Raw genomic sequence first — 19,890 nt, forward strand, 5'->3', positions numbered from 1 at the left:
ATAGATGAGGCAGGGGAGGCGGCTTTTGCCATGAAGACAAGCATCGTCATACTGACGCACAACCAGCTCGACTACACGCTCCGCTGCCTGGAGAGCGTGCGGGCGCATACGGAGGATTATGAGCTGATCGCCGTGGACAACGGCTCGACCGACGGCACGGCGGAGCTGCTTCGGCAGAGCGGCTTCAAGACCGTGCTCAACCGCCGCAACGAAGGCTTCGCCAAAGGCTGCAACCAAGGGCTGGCGCTGGCCGAAGGGGACAACATCCTGTTCCTCAACAACGACACCGTCGTCACGGCGGGCTGGCTGGAGGCGATGGAAAGCCTGCTCGAACGGGAGCCGCTGTGCGGCATGGTAGGTCCGGTCTCGAACTACGTCAGCGGCCCGCAGCGGGTAGACGCGCCTTACGGCCCGGACCTCCAAGGCTTGGAGGCGTTCGCGGCCGAGCGCGCGGACGGCTGGCGCGGCCGCAGCTGGGAGCTGCCGAGGCTCGTCGGGTTCTGCCTGCTGCTGCGGCGCCCGCTGGCGCTGGCGATGGGCGGCTTCGACGAAAGCTACGGCCTCGGCAACTACGAGGACGACGACCTGTGCCTGCGGCTGCGCCGGGACGGCTGGCGGCTGCTCGTCGCCTGCGATTCGTTCGTGCATCACTACGGGCATGTCACGATGAACGCGCTGGAGGACCACGATCTGAGCCTCCTGCTGGAGCAGGGGCGGCAGGTGGCGCGCGCCAAGTGGGGCGATGACCCGGTCGAGCTGCTGTACCGGCGCGGGCCGGCCGTCAGCTGCTCGGTCGGCATCGCCGGCGAGGCCGACGAGGAGGCGCTCGACGCGACGCTCGCCTCCATCCGCGGGCTGGCGGACGAGATCCTGCTCGTCCACCACGGACGCGACGGCTGGGAGCGGACGGCGCGGCTCGGGCGCGAGCGCGACCTCAAGACGGTGCGCGCGGATGCCGGCGAGCCGGCCGGCGCGGCGGCCGCGCTGGAGGAGGCCGGACGCGAGCATGTGTTGTGGCTGCGCGCCGGCGAGGAGCTCGGGCCGGAGGAGGCGCGCCGGCTGCTGGCGCGGCTGCGCCGGCCGGAGGAGCCGCTGACGGCGGTGGAGCCGGTGCGGCTGCGGGTTCCGGCGGAGCTGCCGCCAGCGGCCGGGCGCGAGGGGCTGCGGGGAGCGCCGGCCCGCCGTCTTGTCCGCGCAGCGGCGCGGCCGGACTGGGACGCGGCCGCCGGCGGATATGCCGAGCCCGCGGACGGAGGCGCGCCATGACGCTGGCGAGGCCGACCGGAGGCGGCCCCGCTCCCGTGCTCCGGCCGGGAGTGACCTTCGAGACGAAGTGCTACGAGCGGGACTGGCGCGAGCTGCTGCTGACCGACCGCCTGAGCCGGGCGATCGAGCTTCATCGGTTTCCGTTCGCCGAGCGGATCCTGTACATCAACAACGTCGAGCGGCCCGAGCTCGTCCTTCGCCATGCGCGGCGGCTCGTCGACGAAGGCGTGCTGACGGACTGCGTGCTCGTCGACGAGCACAGCGAGGAGGCGCTGCGCTTTTTCGGCCTGACGGAGGAAGGCTTCCAGGGCGGCTACCGCTACTCGATCGCCGAGCTGGTCGCCATCTATCGGTGCCGTACGGACTATCTGCTTCATTATGCGGGCGACTGCATGCTGGAGGAGCCGACGGACTGGCTGCGGCCGTGCCTGGATCGGATGCGGCTGCAGCCGTCCGTCGTCGCGGCCAATCCGGTGCCCAACGGCCGGGCGGACGAAGCCGCGCGGGAAGCGCTGCTGACCGACGGGGACTTCCATCTCGGCTACGGCTTCTCGGATCAATGCTATCTCGTGCGGACGCTCGATTTTCGCGCGCGCATCTACGGCGAGAGCCATCCGGCGTCCGAGCGGTACCCGTCCTACGGCGGAGAGCTGTTCGAGAAAAGGGTGGACGCCTGGATGCGCCGCTCCGGCCTCATGCGGCTCACCTGGAGCAAAGGCAGCTACTGGCATCGGACGCTGCGCCGCTCCGATCCGGAGCTCGATCCGGAGGCCCCGGCGCAGGCCTGCTACCGGACCGGAGTGCAGGCGATGGAGAAGCTCGACTATGAGAACGCGTCGATCTGGCTAAGCCTGGCGGAGCTGGCCCGATCGGCCGAGCAGCGGCAGGGCAGGACGGCGGATGCGGCGCTGAGCTGGCTGCCGAGGCTGCAGCTGGCCGTCTGCGCCGATCGGCTCGGCCGGACGGCGCAGGCATGGCGCAGCAACGAGGCGGCCGCCGTCTACGCGCCTCCGGGGCAGTCGAGCATCGCCTTCAACCGCAGCTACCTGAAGCAGAGGCTAGAGGAGGAGCGGCCCGGCGCGGCAGGGGAGCAGGAGTCGGCGGAGCCGCTGCTGTCCGTGCTCATCCCGTCGCTGCCGGAGCGGATCTTCCTGCTCGCGCCGCTGCTGGAGGAGCTGCACGGGCAAGCGCTCGGCCGTCCGGTCGAGCTGCTCGTCCTGACCGACAACCGCCGGCGGTCGACCGGGGAGAAGCGCAACGCGCTGCTCGGGCAGGCGCGCGGACGGTTCGCGGCGTTCGTCGACGACGACGACCGGGTCGACGAGCGATATGTGGAGCAGCTGCTGAGAGCGATCCGCCTCGCTCCCGAGGCGGACTGCATCGTATTCGACGTGATCGTGCATGGACCGGACTCGCCCGCGCGGCTATGCCGCTACGGAACCGAGCTGGAGCACGGCATGGACGGGGAGGTGTACACGCGCAAGCCGAACCATCTGATGGCGTATCGCCGGGAGCTCGCGCTGCGGCATCGCTACCGGGATATCGGCTACGGCGAGGATGACGAATGGGCCGCTCGCGCGAGCGCCGACATCCGGATCCAGCATCGGATCGAGGCGGCGCTCTACGAGTACGACTGGGTGCCGAAGCCGCCGTCGTGGTACGGCTCCGGACGTTCCGAGGCCTGAACGCGGCGGCCGGAAGCGGGTCGCGCTCAGGCGGGGCCGGGGCGGCCGTAATGATGCCGGAGCTCGGCGAGACGTCCGCGCAGCAGGTCGATCGCAGGGTGGCTTCCTTTCGGAGCCGCGATGCCGAGCCCGGCCGAATGGCCGAAGGACGCGGAGGGGCAGGTCGCAGCCAGCTCCTCCCACCATTTCCAGACGCCGAAGTCGCCGAGCCTCACCTCGGTGTCGTGCAGCAGCAGCAGGCCGCCGGGAGCGAGCTTGGGCAGCCACGTCTCGCAGTCGTGGCGCACCGCTTCGTACGTATGAAGGCCGTCGATATGCAGGATGTCGATCGAGTCGTCCGCGAACTGCCCGGCCGCCTCGTCGAACGAGGAGCGGACGAGCTCAGCATGAGGGTACAGGGCGGCCGCCCGGCGGACGAGCTCGAAGACGCTTTCTCCGTAGCGCCCGGCATGGGCGTCGCCCTGCCACGTATCGACGGCGTACAGCCTGGCGTCCGGCAATCGCATGTCCTTGGCCGCCTGGCAGAGGCTGAAGAAGGAGGCTCCGTAATGCGTGCCCAGCTCGACGACGACCGTGGGGCGCCGATAGGCGATGAGATCATAGCCGAACTTCATATGTCCTCTCCAAGCCGATTCGCTTCGGAACAGCGGGGACAGGCGGTCGAATTCGAACTCCGGCTCGTGCAGCTTCCAGCTTCCGTTCATGGTCCAGCTCCTTTCCTTGAAAGGCCTCTCCTTCACCGTATGAGGCTGGCGCTCCGGTTAGACGGCTTGCGCGCGGACCTGGCCGCCGCTGATCCGTCCCACGGCTCCGGCTCCGCCCTGCCGGTCTCATCCGCGCGAGAAGCGGGTAAGCTTAACGGAGAAGCCGAACCCGGCGCAAGAAGGAGGCAGGACCGAACATGATCAAGATCGTGCTTGTCAGGCATGGGCAAAGCGAGTACAACGAGCAGAACCGGTTCACCGGCTGGACCGACGTCGACCTGACCGAGCGGGGCAAGGAAGAGGCGAGAAAAGCGGGAGCGATCCTGCGCCAGAACAAGTTCGTGTTCGACATCGCCTGCACCTCGGTGCTGAAGCGCGCGATCCGCACGCTATGGATCATGCAGGACGAGATGGGGCTGCTGTGGATTCCGACGGACAAGACGTGGAGGCTCAACGAGCGCCACTACGGCGCCCTGCAGGGTCTGAACAAGGAGGAGACGGCCCGCAAGTACGGGGAGGAGCAGGTGCATCTGTGGCGGCGCTCGGTGAGCGTGCGTCCGCCCGCGCTGGACAAGTCCGATCCGAGATACGAGGGAACGGATCCGAAATACAAGGCGATCGCGGACCGCGTGCCGGTGACGGAGAACCTCGACGACACGGAAGAGCGGGTGCTCGCCTACTGGCGGGAGAAGGTCGAGCCGTCGCTGCACGAGAACCGGCGGGTGCTGCTCGTCGCCCATGGCAATACGATCCGCGCGCTCGTCCGCTACCTGGACGACATCCCGGGCGACGGCATCGCCACGCTCAACATTCCGACGGGCACGCCGCTCGTCTACGAGCTGGACGACGACCTGAAGCCGATTCGGCATTATTACTTGGAGGAAGACGAGCGCAAGGTGCACAGCGACGCGGAGGCGGCCGCAGGCGCGCCGGACGTCCGCTCCGAATGACGTCGCCGTCCGGTGCGGCGGAAGGAAGCGCCGGCATGGCGCCGCGGCCTAGGCGCCGGAGCATGCAGGCGGCAAGGCTTGCCGGAGATGGCCGGAGCATGCAGGCGACAAGGCGCGCCGGAGGCGGCCGGAGGGCGCAGGCGCAAACGAGCAGGAGGGCCAGAGGCCGCTCCTGCTCTTGGTCTGCCCGTTTAGCCGGACAGGGCGCTGCCCCTGCTCCGGACCGACGCTTCGACCCGCTTGGGCAGTCATGCTTTAATTGACGAATGGATCAAAGGGACTTAAACTGATGGTACGCAGGTTTACATTTGGTAAAGTATTTGATGAAAAAATGCTTATTTTTTCCATTCCGTACACGAAAAGGGGATCTGAAATGAGCAAAAAAATGTGGGCAGCGGCGCTCGTGTCGCTCGCGCTCGTCGCCTCCGGCTGCGGCGCCAAATCGAACAGCGAAGGCGGCGCGGCGAGCCCGGCTCCGACGGCGGCGGCAAGCGCCGACGGCAAATCCTATACGATCGCGATCTCGCAGATCGTCGAGCATCCGTCGCTGGACGCGACGCGCCAGGGCTTCCTGGACGCGCTCAAGGAAGCGGGCATCGTCGAGGGAGAGAACCTGAAGGTCGACTTCGACACCGCGCAGGGCGATCAGAGCAACAACCTGTCGATCGCGCAGAAGATCGCCGGCAGCGACGCCGATCTGGCGCTCGGCATCGCGACGCCGTCGGCGCAGGCTCTCGTGGAGAACGTGACCGCGATCCCGGTGCTGTTCGCGGCAGTCACCGATCCGGTCGCCTCGAGCATCGTGCCGAGCCTGGACAAGCCGGGCGGCAACGTCACCGGCGCCTCCGATACGAATCCGGCGGCGGTCGTGCAGCTGATGGACTTCATCGCCTCCGACTTCCCGAACGTGAAGAACGTCGGCATGGTCATCAACGAGGGCGAGTCCAACGCCGTCATCATGGCCGACAACGCCGAGCAGGCGCTCGCCAAGCATGACATCAAGCTGGTCAAGGCCGCCGTCACGAACACCTCCGAGGTGAAGCAGGCGGCCGAATCGCTCGTCGGCAAGGTCGATGCGCTGTTCATCGCCCTCGACAACATGGTCGTCAGCGGCGTGGACTCCATCATCGAAGTCGCCAACGCGAACAAGCTTCCGTTCTTCTCCAGCGACCGCGACACGGTGGAAAAAGGCGCTTTCGCCACAGTGGGCTTCAAGTACTATGACCATGGCTACCAGGTCGGCGAAATGGCCGCCGAGGTGCTCAAGGACGGCAAGAATCCGGGCGACATGCCGGTCAAGATGCAAGAGAAGCTTGATCTGATCCTCAACCTCAAGGCTGCCGAAGCCCAAGGCATCACGGTGACGGATGCCATGAAGGGCCAAGTAGAGGATCAAGAAACCAATATCATCCAATAAGAGGTGTTCCTGCCGTGTCGATCATGTCCCTCGTCTCCTTCAACGGAGCGCTTGAGCTCGGACTCATCTATGCCTTGATGGCGCTCGGGGTCTACATCACGTACCGCATCCTGGACTTTCCCGACCTCACCGTAGACGGCAGCTTCACGACCGGAGCCGCCATCTCGGTGCTGATGATCAGCCATGGGCAGCCGGCGCTGCTCGCAACGCTCGCCGGCATGGCCGGGGGCATGCTGGCCGGCGCCTGTACGGGCCTGCTCCACACGAAGGGCAAGATCAACGGCCTGCTGGCCGGCATCCTGATGATGATCGCCCTGTACAGCATCAACCTGCGCATCATGGGCAAGCCGAACCTGCCGGTCAAGGTCCAGGACAGCCTGTTCGGCGGCTTCATCAAGTCCGACGCCTGGATGGCCGGCGGCATCTCGTGGCTTTACCTGGCGGTGCTGGCCGTCGTGGGGGCGATCGTCTGGCTGCTGCTGTTCGCCTTCCTCAAGACGGACCTGGGCCTGTCGCTGCGCGCGACCGGCGACAACAAGCGCATGATCCGCAGCTTCGGCGGCAACACCGACCGCACGACGATCATCGGCGTCAGCCTCTCCAACGGCCTCGTCGCCCTCTCCGGGGCGCTGATCGCCCAGGATGCCGGCTTCGCCGACATCAGCATGGGCATCGGCATGATCGTCATCGGCCTGGCGTCGGTCATCATCGGCGAGGCGATCTTCGGCGCTCGCGGCGTGCTCGGCACGACGCTCGCCGTCGTCGTCGGCGCGGTCGTCTACCGCGTCGTCATCGCGGCCGCGCTCAACGCGGACTGGCTCCATCTCAAGAGCTCCGACCTCAAGATCATCACGGCGGCGATCGTCATCGTGGCGCTCGTCGTGCCGACGGCCAACCGCGCGCTCAAGCAGCGGCGCCAGGCCCGGCGCCGCACGGCGGAGATCGCCTCCGCCTCGGCGAAGGGAGGGAACTGACATGCTGACGATCACATCCGCCTCCAAGCTGTTCAATCCCGGCACGGTCGACGAGAAGGTCGCCCTGATGGACGTCGGCCTGCATCTGGACCGGGGCGACTTCGTTACCGTCATCGGCAGCAACGGCGCCGGCAAGTCGACGCTCATGAACCTGATCTCCGGCGTCATGAAGCCGGACCTCGGCTCCGTGTCGATCGGAGGCACGGACATCACCGTCCGTACCGAGGCGCAGCGCAGCCGCTGGATCGGCCGCGTGTTCCAGGATCCGATGGCCGGCACCGCGCCGAACATGACGATCGAGGAGAACCTCGCGATGGCGTACAACCGGGGCCGCAAGCGCGGCCTCAGCTGGGCGGTGACGGGCCGCCGCCGCGCCGTGTTCCGCGAGCAGCTGGGCAAGCTCGGCATCGGCCTGGAGAACCGGCTCACCGCCAAGGTCGGCCTGCTGTCCGGGGGCGAGCGCCAGGCGCTCAGCCTGCTGATGGCGACGTTCACCGAGCCGGACATCCTGCTGCTCGACGAGCATACGGCGGCGCTCGACCCGGCCCGCGCCGAGCTGATTACGCGCCTTACCGAGACGCTCGTGCGCGAGATGAACCTGACGACGCTCATGGTCACCCACAACATGGAGCAGGCGATCCGCCTCGGCAACCGCCTCATCATGATGGACAAAGGCCGCATCATCCTCGACATTCCGGCCGGCCGCAAGGACGGCCTCACTGTCCAGCGGCTGCTCGGCGAGTTCGAGCAGATCAGCGGCCAAAAGCTGGCCGACGACCGGCTCGTGCTCGGCTGACGGGCCCCGCCCGGCAGCACGTCGCGCTCCTTTGAAAGCGTTCGGCTCCGTGGAACTACGGGCTGGACGCTTTTTTCGGTCGGATTGAAGCCGCGGAATTCAGGCAAGGCTGAGCGGAGAAGGGCGCGAGCGGGAGAGGGAGAAAAAGCAGGCATCCAGGGGGAAGTTTCCGTCCGTTCATGCAGAGTTAAGGATTTATGCCGTAAAATGAGGTATAATTAGGCATTATTTTGCCGCGGGCTTAGGAGTGAAAGCAATGTTCAAGCAGCAGCCGATACTCGGCATCGTCGTGCCGTGCTACAACGAGGAGGAAGTGCTGGAGCTTACCGTCGTCGAGCTGGACGCCGTCCTTGGCGGCCTGGAGAAGGAGGGGCTCGTGTCTCCCGAGAGCTTCATCCTGTTCGTCAATGACGGCAGCCGGGACCGCACCTGGCCGCTCATCGCCGACCTCAAGGAGCGCTACCGCCGCGTGTCCGGCCTCAATCTGGCCGGCAATGTCGGCCATCAGAACGCTTTGCTTGGCGGACTGATGACGGCCAAGCGCCATGCCGACTGCCTCGTCAGCATCGACGCCGACCTGCAGGACGACGTGCGCGTCATCCGCGACATGGTGCTGCGCTACCGCGAAGGCTGCGACATCGTCTACGGCGTGCGCAGCAGCCGGCAGCGCGATACCTGGTTCAAGCGCACGACGGCGGAGGGCTTCTACAAGGTGATGCAAGGCCTCGGCCTGCGCATCGTGAACAACCACGCCGACTACCGGCTCATGAGCCGCCGCGCGCTGGACGAGCTGGCCCGCTTCTCCGAGGTCAACATCTTCCTGCGCGGCATGGTGCCGCTGCTTGGCTTCGAGACCGGGGTCGTGTACTATGAGCGGTTGGAGCGGGCGGCGGGAGAGTCCAAATATCCGCTCAAAAAGATGATCAGCTTCGCGCTGGAGGGCATCACCTCGCTGTCGGTCAAGCCGATCCGGATGGTCACGGCGGCGGGCTTCGCCGTGTTCGCGGTCAGCATCGTCATGGGCATCTACGGCATCGTCTCCAATCTGATGGGACGAGCGGTCAGCGGCTGGTCGTCGCTCATCGTCTCGCTCTGGTTCATCGGCGGCGTGCAGCTGCTCTCGATCGGCCTGATCGGAGAGTATATCGGCAAGATTTACCGCGAGGTCAAGCGCCGCCCGCTCTATATCGTAGAGCGGGAGCTGCCTCCGGCCGTGCGCAGCGCCGAGGCCCGCGAGCATGAAGATCCAGCGGAGCGGGAAGGCGCGCCTGCCGCCCCTGCCCATGCTCTGTCCTAGGGGGGACTACGATTGAGAGAACGCATCAAGCTCGAATATGCCGCGGCCGCGGCCGCAATCGGCATTCTGATCGGACTGCTGTTCGCCTCGCCGTTCATCGGCATGGCGGACAGCGGCGATTTCCTGCGGGTGCTCATGACGACGGGGCTGGACTACAATCCGGCGGCCGTCAGCTACGAGGACCGGTTTTTCGGCTGGGCCAACGAGGTGTTCGCCTACGAGGGCATCCGCGGCGCCTACATCACCTCGCAGCTGATTCCGGTCTACATCGCCCGCTCGATCGGATGGCTGTACGACCAGACGCTGTTCAACGTGCGCTTCCTCGGCGCGGTCTACGGGGCGCTGCTCGTGTCCGCCGTGTTCCTGATCGTCCGTTCGGGCAGGCGGTACAGCCTGTCGGCGGCGGCCATGCTGGCGGCGGGGCTGCTGTTCGTCTTCCTCGACATCCGCTACGTCGCGTACTTCAACTCCTTCTTCGCCGAGCCGGTCTCGCTCGTGTTCCTGCTGCTGACCGTCGCTTCCGGCCTGCGGCTCGCCCACCAGGACAAGCCGACGACGGGAGCGGCGCTGTTCTTCTTCGCCTGCGTGTTCATGCTCGCTACGGCGAAGCTGCAGAATACGCCGATCGGCATCGTGCTCGCGCTGTACGGCCTGCGGCTGCTTCCGCTGCGATGGGACCGCGCCTGGAAGCGCTGCGTGCTGTGGGGCTGCTCGGCGCTGTTCCTGCTGTCCGCGCTGCTGTATGCGTTCGCGCCGGACGGGCTCAAGCACATCAACCTGTACCAGACCGTCTTCTTCGGCATCTTGAACGAATCGCCGGACGTGAAGGGCGACCTGCGCGATCTCGGCCTGCCGGAGAAGCTGGCGGTCAACGCCGGCACGAACTTCTTCCAGACGGATGCGGCCATTCCGCAGGAAGCGCCGGAGATGAAGGCGGATTTCTACGACCGGATGTCCCACGGCAAGGTGATGCTGTTCTACGTGACCCATCCGCAGCGGCTGGTCGGCCTGCTCGACCGGGCAGCGGAGCGCGGCGTGCATCTGAAGATCAGCTATCTCGGCAACTACGAAAAGAGCGAGGGCAAGCCGGCGCTCGCGCTCAGCGACCGCTACAGCGGATGGAGCCGGCTCAAGGCGGAGTATATGCCGCGTTCGCTTTGGTTCGTGGCGCTGTTCTACCTGCTCTACGCGGCCGGCTGCGCGGCCGAATGGCTGCGAGCCCGCAGCAGGTCGGGCCGCATGACGGCCGAGCTGATGCTGCTCGTCGCTTTTGTCGGCGCCTTCTCGTTCGTCATCCCCGTCGTCGGGGACGGGCTGGCCGACATCGAGAAGCATCTGTTCCTCTACAATGCGGCCTCCGACATGATGCTCGTCGCCGCAGCCGCATGGCTCGTCCATCGGATCGCCGGCCTGCTGCGCAGCCGGCGCGGCCGCAGCGGCTACGGGACGTACCGCTTCTAGGCTCGGATCGCCGCAGGGGCTGCGGGACGTGCCGCTGCTAGGGCGGATGGCAGCAGAGGCTGCGGGACGTGCCGCTGCTAGGGCGGATGGCAGCAGAGGCTGCGGGGCGTACCGCTGCTAGGGCAGATGGCCGCAGGGGCTGCGGGACGTGCCGCTGCGAGGGCGGATGGCCGCAGGGGCTGCGGGACGTGCCCGCTGCTAGGGCGGATGGCCTAAGGGGCTGCGGGACGTGCCGCTGCTAGGGCGGATGGCAGCAGAGGCTGCGGGGCGTACCGCTGCTAGGGCGGATGGCCGCAGGCTGCGGGACGTGCCCGCTGCTAGGACGGATGGCCGCAGGGGCTAATGGCGGTTGCTTTTAATGCCGATGGCGGGCAGCAAGGCAGCGACAGTAGCTGCGCCGAGCAGCGGCATTCTGATTGCCTCGCGTTGGATGTCTGGTTGCCCAGCATTCCACGCCAGTGCGCCGAGATTGTCTCGGTCTCCGATAGGCGCCGCCTCCAAACCAACCGCCATCGTCTAACGAAACTGACGAGTGTTATTTTGGTCATTTCCGCTTCTATCACCGGCTAACGAAACTCAGGAGCGTTATTTGGCCTAATTTGCCCTGAAATGACCCTAATGTAGCCCAATAGCGCTCCACAGTTTCGTTAGAATTATTAATCTCCTCATTTCGCGCGAATAGCGACTTATAGTTGCGTTAGCGCGGCAGATGCCCTCTTTTGACATCACCTTTGCCAACTGTTCGAAACACAAACGGGACGAAGCGGAGAAAGATTCCGCCTCGTCCCGTTTGTGTTTCGGCAAATTTGCGGAGACTGGCCTTGATGCTGGTGTCTATCCGATCTCGCCTGGTTCAGCTGCCTCACGGGCCCGTCCGCTGCCCTGCGGGGTCGGCTGCCTTGCAGGCTCGTCAGATGCCCTGCAGGCCCGTCCAGCTGCCCTTTCTCGGGCGCCCATCCGCGCTGTTCTGCAGGCCCGTCCAGCTGCCTCTCTCGGGCGCCCGTCCAGCTGCCTCACGGGCCCGTCCAGCTGCTTCACGGCCCATCCAGCTGCTTCTCCGCAGCTTCGTCGAGGCCTGCCTTGTCCGTTGACCCTGCCGTTTGGCAGGGTCCGCTCCGCCCTCAGCGGGCGGACGGACCGGCGCCGCTCCGAAGCTTGTACGCCATGAGCGCCATCTCCAGGCCGATCCGCTTGTGCGGCTCGCGGAACGGATCGCCGATCAGCTCGGTCAGCCGTTCCATCCGGTTGTAGAGCGTCTGGCGGTGGATGAACAGACGGCGCGCCGTCTCGTGCTTGGAGCCGAAGCATTTGAGGTACATGTCCAGCGTCTCCAGCAGCTGCCGGCGAGCTTCCTTCTCCAGCTGCAGGATCGGGCCGAGATGGTCCTGCACGTAGCCGCCCAGCAGCTGCGTGTCGGGAATCGCCTGCAGCAGCTGGTACGCGCCGAGCTCGTGGTAAAAGACAGCCGCGCCCAGCTCGGGAACGCGCCGGGCGATCTCCAGCGCCTCGCCGGCTTCGCGGAACGCGGCGGGAGCGTCGAGCAGCGCCGCGCGGGCTTTGCCGCCGGCGGCGCGCAGCCGCATGCCGCCGAGCTGCTCGCCGGCATAGCGCAGCGCGTCCTCGAGCACGCGGCGCGCGCCGCCGAGCAGCCGCTGCTCGGCGGCGGGGAAGCCCCCGCCGTCCGCCAGCAGCAGCAGCCGCGTCAGCGAGGCCGACTCCGCATGCAGGCTGCCGCGCAGGCCATGCTTGCGCAGCAGCGTGCGCAGCAGCACCGGCAGGTCGCGCGCCGCTCCCTCGAGCCGGTCGCCGCGATCCTCGCCGTCGTCCGCCTCGAGCTCAAGCAGCAGCGCGAGCGCGGCGCCGGCGCCTCCGGCCGCCAGTCCGGCGAGCGAGCGGGCCTGCTCCTCGCTGCGCGCCTTGCCCTCCATCAGCTCGGGGATGAGGCGGTCCTGGCGGCGAGCCTCATGCTCGCGGCCGAACTGCGTGCGCAGCGTCAGAGCGGCGGCGGCGGAGGCGGCGGCCTCCAGGTAGGGAGACCGCAGCTCGGCCTCCTCGCTATCCTCGACGACGAGCCCGACGGCGGCGAGCAGCTGGCCGTAGCCGAGCACCGGGCGCAGCAGCAGCTGCCCGCCGAGCTCCAGCGGCAGCAGCAGCGGGGCGCGGCCGTCGCCGAAGCGCCCGGCGAGCTCCAGCTCGCGCAGCTCGAGCCCAGCCAGCTCCCGCTGCCCCGGCTCGGCGGCGAGCGGCGGATGATGCCGGTCCGGCTCCAGCAGCGAGTAGAACACCGTCTGCCGGCCGGTGTCGGCATGCAGCAAGCGCAGCACGGCGGCGATGTCGCTGTGCTGCAGCGTCAGCTGCTGCAGCCGCCGCGCGAAGCGGTCGGCCTGGTCCTGACTCGCGCGCCGCCGGCCGAGGATGAGCCCGTGGATATCCTGGGTGATGTCCGAGAAACGGACCGGCCGGTCGAAGACGATGACGGGGAAGCCGTGCTCTTCGGCCAGGTCGAGCACCTCCACCGCCACCTCGTCGATGCTCGTGCCGAGCTCGAGGATGAGTCCGGCGGCTTCCTGCACGATCAGCTGGCGGACATAATCGAGCCGGTCCTGGACAGGCTGTTTGAGCCACAGCCCGGTGGTAAGAATAAGATCATGGGGGCGGACAAAAGGCGCGTTGCGCACGATCTCGATCACATGCACCCATCCGACCGGGCGGCCGATCCCTCGGCTGCCCGCCGCCAGCCTGGCGCCGGCGAACAGGGGACGCTGCAGGATGTCCCGTACTTGCAAGTCCGTCACGTTCATGGAGGGACAACACCTTTCCGCGGAGCATATATTGAAGCAAGATGATGCAGCACCGTCATGTCAGCTATCGGCAACACGTCGACCCGCGGCGGCGAAAGCTTCGACAACGTGTAAGATGCCGCCCGTCCCGAGCTGCCGTACCATAGAAAAAGGAAAACAACCCTATTATAGACGAGGTGCCTGTCCCATGAAAATCGGAATTCCAAAGGAAATCAAAAACAACGAGAACCGCGTCGCCCTCACCCCGATGGGAGCGGCCGAGCTGATCCGGGCCGGGCACAGCGTGCTGATCGAGCGCGGCGCAGGCGAGGAGAGCGGCTTTGCCGACGCGGCGTACGAGGCGGCAGGCGCGTCCATCGCGCCGGAGGCGGCGGACGTGTGGGGCAGGAGCGAGATGGTGATGAAGGTGAAGGAGCCGCTGCCCGTCGAATACGGCCACTTCCGCCCGGGCCTGCTGCTGTTCGCTTACCTGCATCTGGCCGCTGAGCCGGAGCTGGCCGAGGCGCTGCGAGCCGCGGGCGTGACGGCGGTCGCCTACGAGACGATCCGCGTGAACGGCGCGCTGCCGCTGCTCGCTCCGATGAGCGAGGTAGCCGGCCGCATGGCCGTGCAGGTCGGCGCCCAGATGCTGGAGAAGGCGTACGGCGGCAAGGGCAAGCTGCTGTCCGGCGTGACCGGCGTGAAGCGGGGCAAGGTGACAGTCATCGGCGCGGGCATCGCGGGCACGAGCTCGGTGCAGCTGGCGGTCGGGCTCGGAGCGGACGTGACCGTGCTCGATACGAACACGAACCGGCTGCGCGAGCTGGCGCTGCTGTTCGGCAGCCGCCTGCAGACGCTCCAGTCGACGACGCACAACCTGGCGGAGTCGGTGCGCGAGGCGGATCTCGTCATCTCGACGGTGCTCATCCCGGGCGGCAAGGCGCCGAAGCTCGTCACCGAGGAGATGGTGCGCTCGATGGAAAAGGGCTCCGTCATCGTCGACGTGGCGATCGACCAGGGCGGCAGCGTCGAGACGATCGACCGCATCACGACGCATGACGATCCGGTATTCGAAAAGCACGGCGTGCTGCACTATGCGGTCGCCAACATCCCCGGCGCCGTGCCGTACACGTCGACGATGGCGCTCACGAACGCGACGCTGCCGTTCGCGCTGCAGCTCGCCTCGCTCGGCGCGGCGGATGCGATCCGCGCTTCGCAGCCGCTCCGCGAGGGCGTCAATACGATGGGCGGCCATGTCACCTACGAAGCGGTCGCCCGCGACCTCGGCTACGCCTACAAGCCGGTGCTGGAGCTGGTGTAGCGGACTAGGTCGCATGGGCGAACCTATTGGTCCATAGGGAGAACGACGCGATGCGCCATTCGTTCGTTCCTCCGGACTGGGGCAGCGCCAGGAATTCGAAAGTGTATGGGCTTGAGCAAAGCGGCTCATTGGCATGACCAGCAAGCCGAAAGTGCCGTGGCTCGCAACCCGCTGGTTGCATGCACGCCCCATCCGCTCGAAAAGCCCCTCTCCATCGGGAGAGGGGCTTTTGCGGTGCAACGGAAGCGGCCGATCAGCGCGCTCGGCATTCGGCAGCGGTCGTACGGACGCCGCTCCGAAGCCGCCAGCGGCCAGAACCGCACGGACGCCGCTCCGAAGCCGCTAGCGGACGCGCGGGGTCGGGGCCGCCGATGGGCCGCCGATGCGGATCGAGACGGCTTCACCCTGCAGCGGGCGGCCCGCACGCGGGGCGGCGCTTGGGCGGGAGCCGCTGCTCTTCTCGGCCATCGCCTGCTTGAACGACTCGGCGACCTGATGGATGACGTCGCCCACGTCATGGGCGCTGTCCAGCAGCGGATCGACCGTCGTGATGCGGCCTTTGACCTCGCGGATCGTGCTGTTCGCCGTGCGGACGAGGGCGGTCGCTTCGCCGGCGATCGGGTCGATGCGGCCCCGCAGCTCGGCGACGGTCTGCTGCACCTCGTCGAGCGTCGAGCGGAGCTTGCGCAGCGACTGGATGCCGAACCAGGCGAGGGCGGCCAGGGAAAGGGAGGCGATCGCGGCGCTTGCTCCGGTGAGAGTCATCGCTTATTCCCCCGTCGGAGCGATCGGGACGATCAGCTCCTGCGCCGGAGCCGGCGCATCGACCGTGCTCTCGTCCGGACGAGGGCCGATGAGGACCCGCACGTCCTCGGCCGCAGCGCCGGATGCCGCGCCGGCGGCAGCGGCGGACTCCTCCCTCACCCGGTTCAGGCGAACGGCGCGGTCCGCCGAGCCGGGAGCCGCAGCTTCGCCGCGCAGTCCTGCCGTCGCGCTCGCCTCGGCAGCCGCCGCCGGTCCGGCGGCCGTCTCCTCCAGCGAGCCGCAGGCCGTCACGATCCGTTCCGCCAGCGCCTGGTTGCCCGTGTCTGCCGTGGCGATGACCAGCACATGGTCCTGCTCGACGAGCGTCCGGTACTGCTCCGCTTGATGATCCGGGATGCCGAGGCCGGCCAGGCCGCCGACAAGCGTGCCGGCGCTGCCGCCGAATGCCGCTCCCGCCAGCACGGTCGCGATCGGCCCCGCCGCGAGCAGCGGACCGATGCCGGGCACGAACAGCAAGCCCGCCGTCGCCAGCACGCCCGCCGCGCCGCCGAGCACGGCTCCGGCGAGTCCCCCGGATACCATGCCTTCCGGCGCGTTCGTACCGCTCTTGGATTCTACCCGGCATACCTCTTCGCGGGTCCGCCGGATGACCGACAGCTGCTCCTTGCTCCAGCCTGCCGCCTTGAGCTCCTCGACCGCGCGAAGCGCGTCCTTTTCCGTCCGGAATATCCCTACCACTGGTGCCGTCATGTCGATTCCTCCTCGGATGGTCGTATGTCCTCGCTGTCAGCTCGAGCTACTCTGAACATCACCACGGGGACAAGCGGCGCAAACAAGGCGGACAAACAGGGCGGCCACATTTATTTTTAGAACCGGAACTTACTTGGCGTCCTCCAGCAGATGCTCGCCGGCGATGCCGGGCGAGGTCATCGCATACGGATTGAGAATTTCGGTCATCTCCTCCGGCGTGAGCAGGCCGCGCTCGAGGATGAGCTCGCGGATCGTCAAGCCGGTCGCGAGCGCCTCCTTGACGAGCTGGGCCGCGACCTCGTAGCCGAGATGCGGGTTGAGCGCGGTCACGATGCCGAACGAGTTCGCCACATAGCTCTCGCAGCGCTCGCGGTTCGCCTGCATGCCCTCGACGGCATGGCGGAGGAACACGTCGACGCCGTTGCGCAGAATCTTGAGCGACTGCAGCAGGTTGAAGGCGATGACCGGCCCCATGACGTTGAGCTCGAACTGTCCGGCCTCGCACGCCATGCACAGCGTATGGTCGTTGCCCATCACCTGGAACGCGACCTGGTTGACGACCTCGGCCATGACGGGATTGACCTTGCCCGGCATGATCGACGAGCCCGGCTGGCGCGGCGGCAGCGACAGCTCGGCCAGTCCGACGCGCGGACCGGACGCCATCAGGCGGATGTCGTTGCAGATTTTGGACAGGTTGACCGCGCATACCTTGAGGGCGGCCGACAGCTCGGTGTAGGCGTCGCTGTTCTGCGTGGCGTCGACGAGATCGTCGGCGGCGCGGATCGGCAACCCCGTCTGCTCCTGCAGATGGGCGATGACGGCGGAAATGTACTCCGGCTTGGCGTTGAGCCCGGTGCCGACGGCCGTGGCGCCCATGTTGACGGTCAGCGCATGGATGGCCGCGCTGCGGATGCGGGCGATATCCCGGCCGAGCACGGCGGCGTAGGCGCCGAATTCCTGGCCGAGACGGATCGGCACGGCATCCTGCAGATGCGTGCGGCCCATCTTGATGACGTCGTCGAACTCGTCGCGCTTGGCGAGGAAGCCGTCCTGCAGCGCCTGCAGCGCTTCGAGCAGATGCTGGGTCAGCGTATGCGCGGCGATGCGCAGCGCGGTCGGGATCGCATCGTTCGTCGACTGCGACATATTGACGTGGTTGTTCGGGCTGCAATGGAAATAATCGCCTTTGTCCCGGCCGAGCAGCTCAAGCGCCCTGTTGGCCAGCACCTCGTTCATATTCATATTGATGGACGTTCCGGCGCCTCCCTGGATGCTGTCGACGATGAACTGGTCGAGCAGCTGCTGCTCGATCACCTCTTCGGACGCCTTCACGATCGCTTCGCCGATCGTCGTCTGGAGCAGATGGACGTCCATGTTGGCGCGGGCGGCGGCCTTTTTCACATGGGCCAGCGCGACGAGCAGCTCCGGATGGATCGGCACGCCGGTGATCGGGAAGTTTTCGACGGCACGGAGCGTCTGGATGCCGTAATAGGCGCTCTCCGGGACTTCTTTTTCTCCAAGAAAATCATGCTCGAGTCGATACGCCATCTTCACATTCATCCCTTCTGCAATTCCGTCTCTCGTACAAGCCGAGGGTGAAGCCGGGCCGATTCTACCATGCGCCGCAGCCATCCGTCAAAAACGCGCGCTAATGCTCTGCCGCGAAACAGAAAGCGTCCTTCGCGGGCAGGAGGCTGCCTCGCGCGAAGGACGCGCAAGCCGTCGGCCGCTCCCGCTCGGGCAGGCGGCCGTCAGTCAAATATAGCTGAGCCCGGCCGTATAGGGGAACGGGAGGGGGAAGTAGCTCCGCAGCAGTCCGGCCTCCGCATCGGTCAAAGGCAGGTGGCGGGCGGACCCGCTCTCGGAGCCGGCTTGGGCCGGTCGTCCGGCCTCGGCATCCCGAGGGCTGCCGGAGCTGTCGGGCCGAGCGGAGCCTGCGCCGCGAACCGCGCCGCCGGCCTCCCTCGCGGCGGCCGACTCCGCCTCCGCCGTCCCGCCCGCCGCCGCGACGGCAAGAGCGGGCAGCGGATCGGCGGAGTCGAGCCGGCGCTCCTCGGCCTGCTGCCGGACAAAGGCGTCCGGGCCGTCGTCCGGCTCGGCGTCGGGACCGTCGAACAGCAGCAGCGTCCAGTCGCGTGCGCTCAGCGGGATGAGGCGGCCGTCCAGCACGAGCGCATGCTCGTCCTCGGCCAGCCGCTCGACCGTCCAATCCGGAATCTCGCCCCCGGCTGCGGCCGCGATGGCGGCGAAATAAGGCTGCAGCTGGCTCCAGAGCAGCGGCAGGTTCATGATGCGGACGGTGCCCTGGTTATGGCTGCTGGTGTAAGGGTGCCCCTCCAGCAGGTCCATCATACGGCGCTCATGGGCGGAGGCGAACAGCAGCAGCGAGGAAAGTCCCAGCTGCCGCATCGCTTCGCGCGCCAAAGGCAGGACGCGGTCGGCCTTGCCCCCCCATTCGACGACGAACGGCTCCAGATCGGAGCCTGGGGGGATCGGTCCCGCCGCGATGACGACGTAGGCGAGCAGCTGCTCGCCGGCCTCGGCGACGTACACCTCGTGATGGAAGCCGTACATGGCGGCGACCGCCTCGCTCGCCAGCTCGGACGCGAAGTCGGGGATGCTCCGCAGGTAGCCGGCCGGCTTGGCGTCGGCAAGCGCCTTGAGCCGGAACCAGTCGTCGACGTCCATCGGACGGACGCGCAGATTCGGCGGGAGCGCCTGCGGCCGGCCCGGCGAGCCGTCGATGCGGTACCGGCGTACCGATCCGAACGCGTAGCAGCCGTTGCGCCGGTAGAGGGAGCGCGTGCCGGAGACGAGCATGAGCGCCGCCTCCATCCGCTCCGCTCGGTGGAAGGCCTCGTGAAGCAGCACGCTCGCGTGCCCCTGTCCCCGGTAGTCAGGATCGGTGCAGACGGAGCCGAGCGCGCAGGCGCTCAGCAGCGCGGGACCGATCCGGATCTGATGGGGGACGAACCCGATGAACGAGACGAGGCGCCCGTCCTCGACGATGCCGAGCGACAAGCCGATCGACGGATCGAAGATGCGGGGAAAGCTTGTCCCCATCGAAGGCTCGCCCTCCTCGCGGAAGATGCGATCCGCGAGGGCGGCGGCTTCTTCGAGCTCTTGGCGGCTCAGGCGGCGGCGCAGCTGCTTCATGACGGTCTCCAACTCCTTTGGCGGCAGGGTGTGGATAAGAAGGGCTCGCGCGGCGGGCATCCATCCACTCCAAATCTAGAAATCTATCATATGCTATCCTATCCTAGTTGGAAAGGAGGGGTTCCCATGTCCCGCTTCCTTGATCTCAAGACGAGCCAGAACGCCAGCTTCGCGAACTCGATCGCGATTCCCATCACGGTCATCAACACAAACCAGCTGATCGCCCAGCAGACGCTGGACCTGACGCTCGGCGTGGCCGGCCAGACGCGGGTCGACTTCGTCGGCATGATGGCCATCCAGCTCGGCTTGCTGCCGGTGGCCACGACGGTGACGATCAGCGTCGTGCGCGGCACGCTGCCGACCAGTCCGGTCATCTTCTCCGCCGCTCAGGTGCTTGACATCGCGCTTCTCGGACCTCAGACGATCAGCATCGCCGGCTCTGACTTCTTCGCTCCCAACACGGTTCAGACTTACACCGTATTCGTCTCCGTCACGGCGCTCGGCGCGACGCGCGTCGGCCCGGAAAGCTTCAACTTCATCGGCTCCTCCGACACGTAGGCCATACCGG

General features: G+C 67.1%; 16 protein-coding genes. 10 read left to right on the forward strand and 6 right to left on the reverse strand.

Annotated elements, in window-relative coordinates; genetic code table 11:
• The first annotated feature begins 30 nt into the window (after nt 1-30).
• Entirely contained in the window at nt 31-1,266 is a 1,236-nt protein-coding gene (locus HGI30_RS04305) for a glycosyltransferase family 2 protein (RefSeq protein ID WP_168906516.1), read from the forward strand.
• Entirely contained in the window at nt 1,263-2,951 is a 1,689-nt protein-coding gene (locus tag HGI30_RS23175; protein ID WP_235680322.1) for a glycosyltransferase, read from the forward strand. Before HGI30_RS04305 ends, HGI30_RS23175 begins: the two co-directional genes overlap by 4 nt.
• Before the next feature lie 26 nt (nt 2,952-2,977).
• Here the strand turns inward: HGI30_RS23175 and HGI30_RS04315 are convergent, their stop codons facing one another.
• Complete coding sequence (locus tag HGI30_RS04315) at nt 2,978-3,655, reverse strand: class I SAM-dependent methyltransferase (RefSeq protein WP_168906517.1); 678 nt, start codon at nt 3,653-3,655, stop codon at nt 2,978-2,980.
• A gap of 197 nt (nt 3,656-3,852) precedes the next feature.
• Between HGI30_RS04315 and gpmA the strand changes: the two genes are divergently transcribed.
• The 6 genes from gpmA (at nt 3,853) to wsfD (ending at nt 10,550) form a co-directional block, all read left to right on the forward strand.
• Nucleotides 3,853-4,605: a 2,3-diphosphoglycerate-dependent phosphoglycerate mutase gene (gene gpmA / locus HGI30_RS04320; RefSeq protein WP_168906518.1), complete on the forward strand. Its 753-nt coding sequence runs from the start codon at nt 3,853-3,855 to the stop codon at nt 4,603-4,605.
• Nucleotides 4,606-4,978: 373 nt separating this feature from the next.
• The gene (locus HGI30_RS04325; protein ID WP_168906519.1) at nt 4,979-6,022 is read left to right on the forward strand and encodes an ABC transporter substrate-binding protein; all 1,044 of its coding nucleotides are present in this window, start codon (nt 4,979-4,981) and stop codon (nt 6,020-6,022) included.
• A 23-nt stretch (nt 6,023-6,045) separates the two neighbouring features.
• Nucleotides 6,046-6,996, forward strand: a complete 951-nt coding sequence (locus HGI30_RS04330; RefSeq protein WP_168909721.1) for an ABC transporter permease — start codon at nt 6,046-6,048, stop codon at nt 6,994-6,996.
• Nucleotide 6,997: 1 nt separating this feature from the next.
• On the forward strand, nt 6,998-7,792 hold the full coding sequence (locus HGI30_RS04335; RefSeq protein ID WP_168906520.1) for an ABC transporter ATP-binding protein: 795 nt from the start codon (nt 6,998-7,000) through the stop codon (nt 7,790-7,792).
• A gap of 256 nt (nt 7,793-8,048) precedes the next feature.
• Nucleotides 8,049-9,089, forward strand: coding sequence for a glycosyltransferase family 2 protein (locus tag HGI30_RS04340; protein ID WP_168906521.1), 1,041 nt, complete (start codon nt 8,049-8,051; stop codon nt 9,087-9,089).
• Nucleotides 9,090-9,101: 12 nt separating this feature from the next.
• A complete protein-coding gene (wsfD, locus tag HGI30_RS04345) occupies nt 9,102-10,550 on the forward strand; it encodes a glycan biosynthesis hexose transferase WsfD (RefSeq protein ID WP_168906522.1) in 1,449 nt (482 codons plus the stop codon).
• A gap of 1,121 nt (nt 10,551-11,671) precedes the next feature.
• Here wsfD and HGI30_RS04350 read toward each other — a convergent pair.
• Nucleotides 11,672-13,351 (reverse strand): PucR family transcriptional regulator, encoded by a 1,680-nt coding sequence (locus tag HGI30_RS04350; RefSeq protein ID WP_168906523.1) that lies wholly within the window; start codon nt 13,349-13,351, stop codon nt 11,672-11,674.
• A gap of 187 nt (nt 13,352-13,538) precedes the next feature.
• On the opposite strand from HGI30_RS04350, the gene ald reads away from it, so the two are divergent.
• Nucleotides 13,539-14,651, forward strand: coding sequence for an alanine dehydrogenase (gene ald, locus HGI30_RS04355; RefSeq protein WP_168906524.1), 1,113 nt, complete (start codon nt 13,539-13,541; stop codon nt 14,649-14,651).
• Between the two features lie 342 nt (nt 14,652-14,993).
• On the opposite strand, the gene HGI30_RS04360 is transcribed toward ald, so the two are convergent.
• The 4 genes from HGI30_RS04360 to HGI30_RS04375 all read right to left on the reverse strand — a co-directional run bounded on the left by HGI30_RS04360 (nt 14,994) and on the right by HGI30_RS04375 (nt 19,322).
• Nucleotides 14,994-15,416: a DUF948 domain-containing protein gene (locus HGI30_RS04360; protein WP_168906525.1), complete on the reverse strand. Its 423-nt coding sequence runs from the start codon at nt 15,414-15,416 to the stop codon at nt 14,994-14,996.
• 3 nt (nt 15,417-15,419) lie between these two features.
• On the reverse strand, nt 15,420-16,166 hold the full coding sequence (locus tag HGI30_RS04365; RefSeq protein WP_168906526.1) for a general stress protein: 747 nt from the start codon (nt 16,164-16,166) through the stop codon (nt 15,420-15,422).
• A gap of 129 nt (nt 16,167-16,295) precedes the next feature.
• Nucleotides 16,296-17,714, reverse strand: a complete 1,419-nt coding sequence (gene aspA / locus HGI30_RS04370; RefSeq protein WP_168906527.1) for an aspartate ammonia-lyase — start codon at nt 17,712-17,714, stop codon at nt 16,296-16,298.
• A 207-nt stretch (nt 17,715-17,921) separates the two neighbouring features.
• A complete protein-coding gene (locus HGI30_RS04375) occupies nt 17,922-19,322 on the reverse strand; it encodes a GNAT family N-acetyltransferase (RefSeq protein ID WP_168906528.1) in 1,401 nt (466 codons plus the stop codon).
• A gap of 126 nt (nt 19,323-19,448) precedes the next feature.
• Here HGI30_RS04375 and HGI30_RS04380 point away from each other — a divergent pair, with 126 nt between their 5' ends.
• Nucleotides 19,449-19,880, forward strand: coding sequence for a hypothetical protein (locus HGI30_RS04380; RefSeq protein WP_168906529.1), 432 nt, complete (start codon nt 19,449-19,451; stop codon nt 19,878-19,880).
• The last annotated feature ends 10 nt before the right edge of the window (nt 19,881-19,890 follow it).

It is taken from the genome of Paenibacillus albicereus (assembly GCF_012676905.1).
GTDB classification, from domain to species: Bacteria; Bacillota; Bacilli; order Paenibacillales; family Paenibacillaceae; genus Paenibacillus_O; species Paenibacillus_O albicereus.

Bases quoted from the DNA above. Each gene is read 5' to 3' on its own strand.
- HGI30_RS04305 (WP_168906516.1), top strand. From the start codon at position 31: ATGAAGACAAGCATCGTCATACTGACGCACAACCAGCTCGACTACACG.
- HGI30_RS23175 (WP_235680322.1), top strand. From the start codon at position 1,263: ATGACGCTGGCGAGGCCGACCGGAGGCGGCCCCGCTCCCGTGCTCCGG.
- HGI30_RS04315 (WP_168906517.1), bottom strand. From the start codon at position 3,655: ATGAACGGAAGCTGGAAGCTGCACGAGCCGGAGTTCGAATTCGACCGC.
- gpmA (WP_168906518.1), top strand. From the start codon at position 3,853: ATGATCAAGATCGTGCTTGTCAGGCATGGGCAAAGCGAGTACAACGAG.
- HGI30_RS04325 (WP_168906519.1), top strand. From the start codon at position 4,979: ATGAGCAAAAAAATGTGGGCAGCGGCGCTCGTGTCGCTCGCGCTCGTC.
- HGI30_RS04330 (WP_168909721.1), top strand. From the start codon at position 6,046: ATGTCCCTCGTCTCCTTCAACGGAGCGCTTGAGCTCGGACTCATCTAT.
- HGI30_RS04335 (WP_168906520.1), top strand. From the start codon at position 6,998: ATGCTGACGATCACATCCGCCTCCAAGCTGTTCAATCCCGGCACGGTC.
- HGI30_RS04340 (WP_168906521.1), top strand. From the start codon at position 8,049: ATGTTCAAGCAGCAGCCGATACTCGGCATCGTCGTGCCGTGCTACAAC.
- HGI30_RS04350 (WP_168906523.1), bottom strand. From the start codon at position 13,351: ATGAACGTGACGGACTTGCAAGTACGGGACATCCTGCAGCGTCCCCTG.
- ald (WP_168906524.1), top strand. From the start codon at position 13,539: ATGAAAATCGGAATTCCAAAGGAAATCAAAAACAACGAGAACCGCGTC.
- HGI30_RS04360 (WP_168906525.1), bottom strand. From the start codon at position 15,416: ATGACTCTCACCGGAGCAAGCGCCGCGATCGCCTCCCTTTCCCTGGCC.
- HGI30_RS04365 (WP_168906526.1), bottom strand. From the start codon at position 16,166: ATGACGGCACCAGTGGTAGGGATATTCCGGACGGAAAAGGACGCGCTT.
- aspA (WP_168906527.1), bottom strand. From the start codon at position 17,714: ATGGCGTATCGACTCGAGCATGATTTTCTTGGAGAAAAAGAAGTCCCG.
- HGI30_RS04375 (WP_168906528.1), bottom strand. From the start codon at position 19,322: ATGAAGCAGCTGCGCCGCCGCCTGAGCCGCCAAGAGCTCGAAGAAGCC.
- HGI30_RS04380 (WP_168906529.1), top strand. From the start codon at position 19,449: ATGTCCCGCTTCCTTGATCTCAAGACGAGCCAGAACGCCAGCTTCGCG.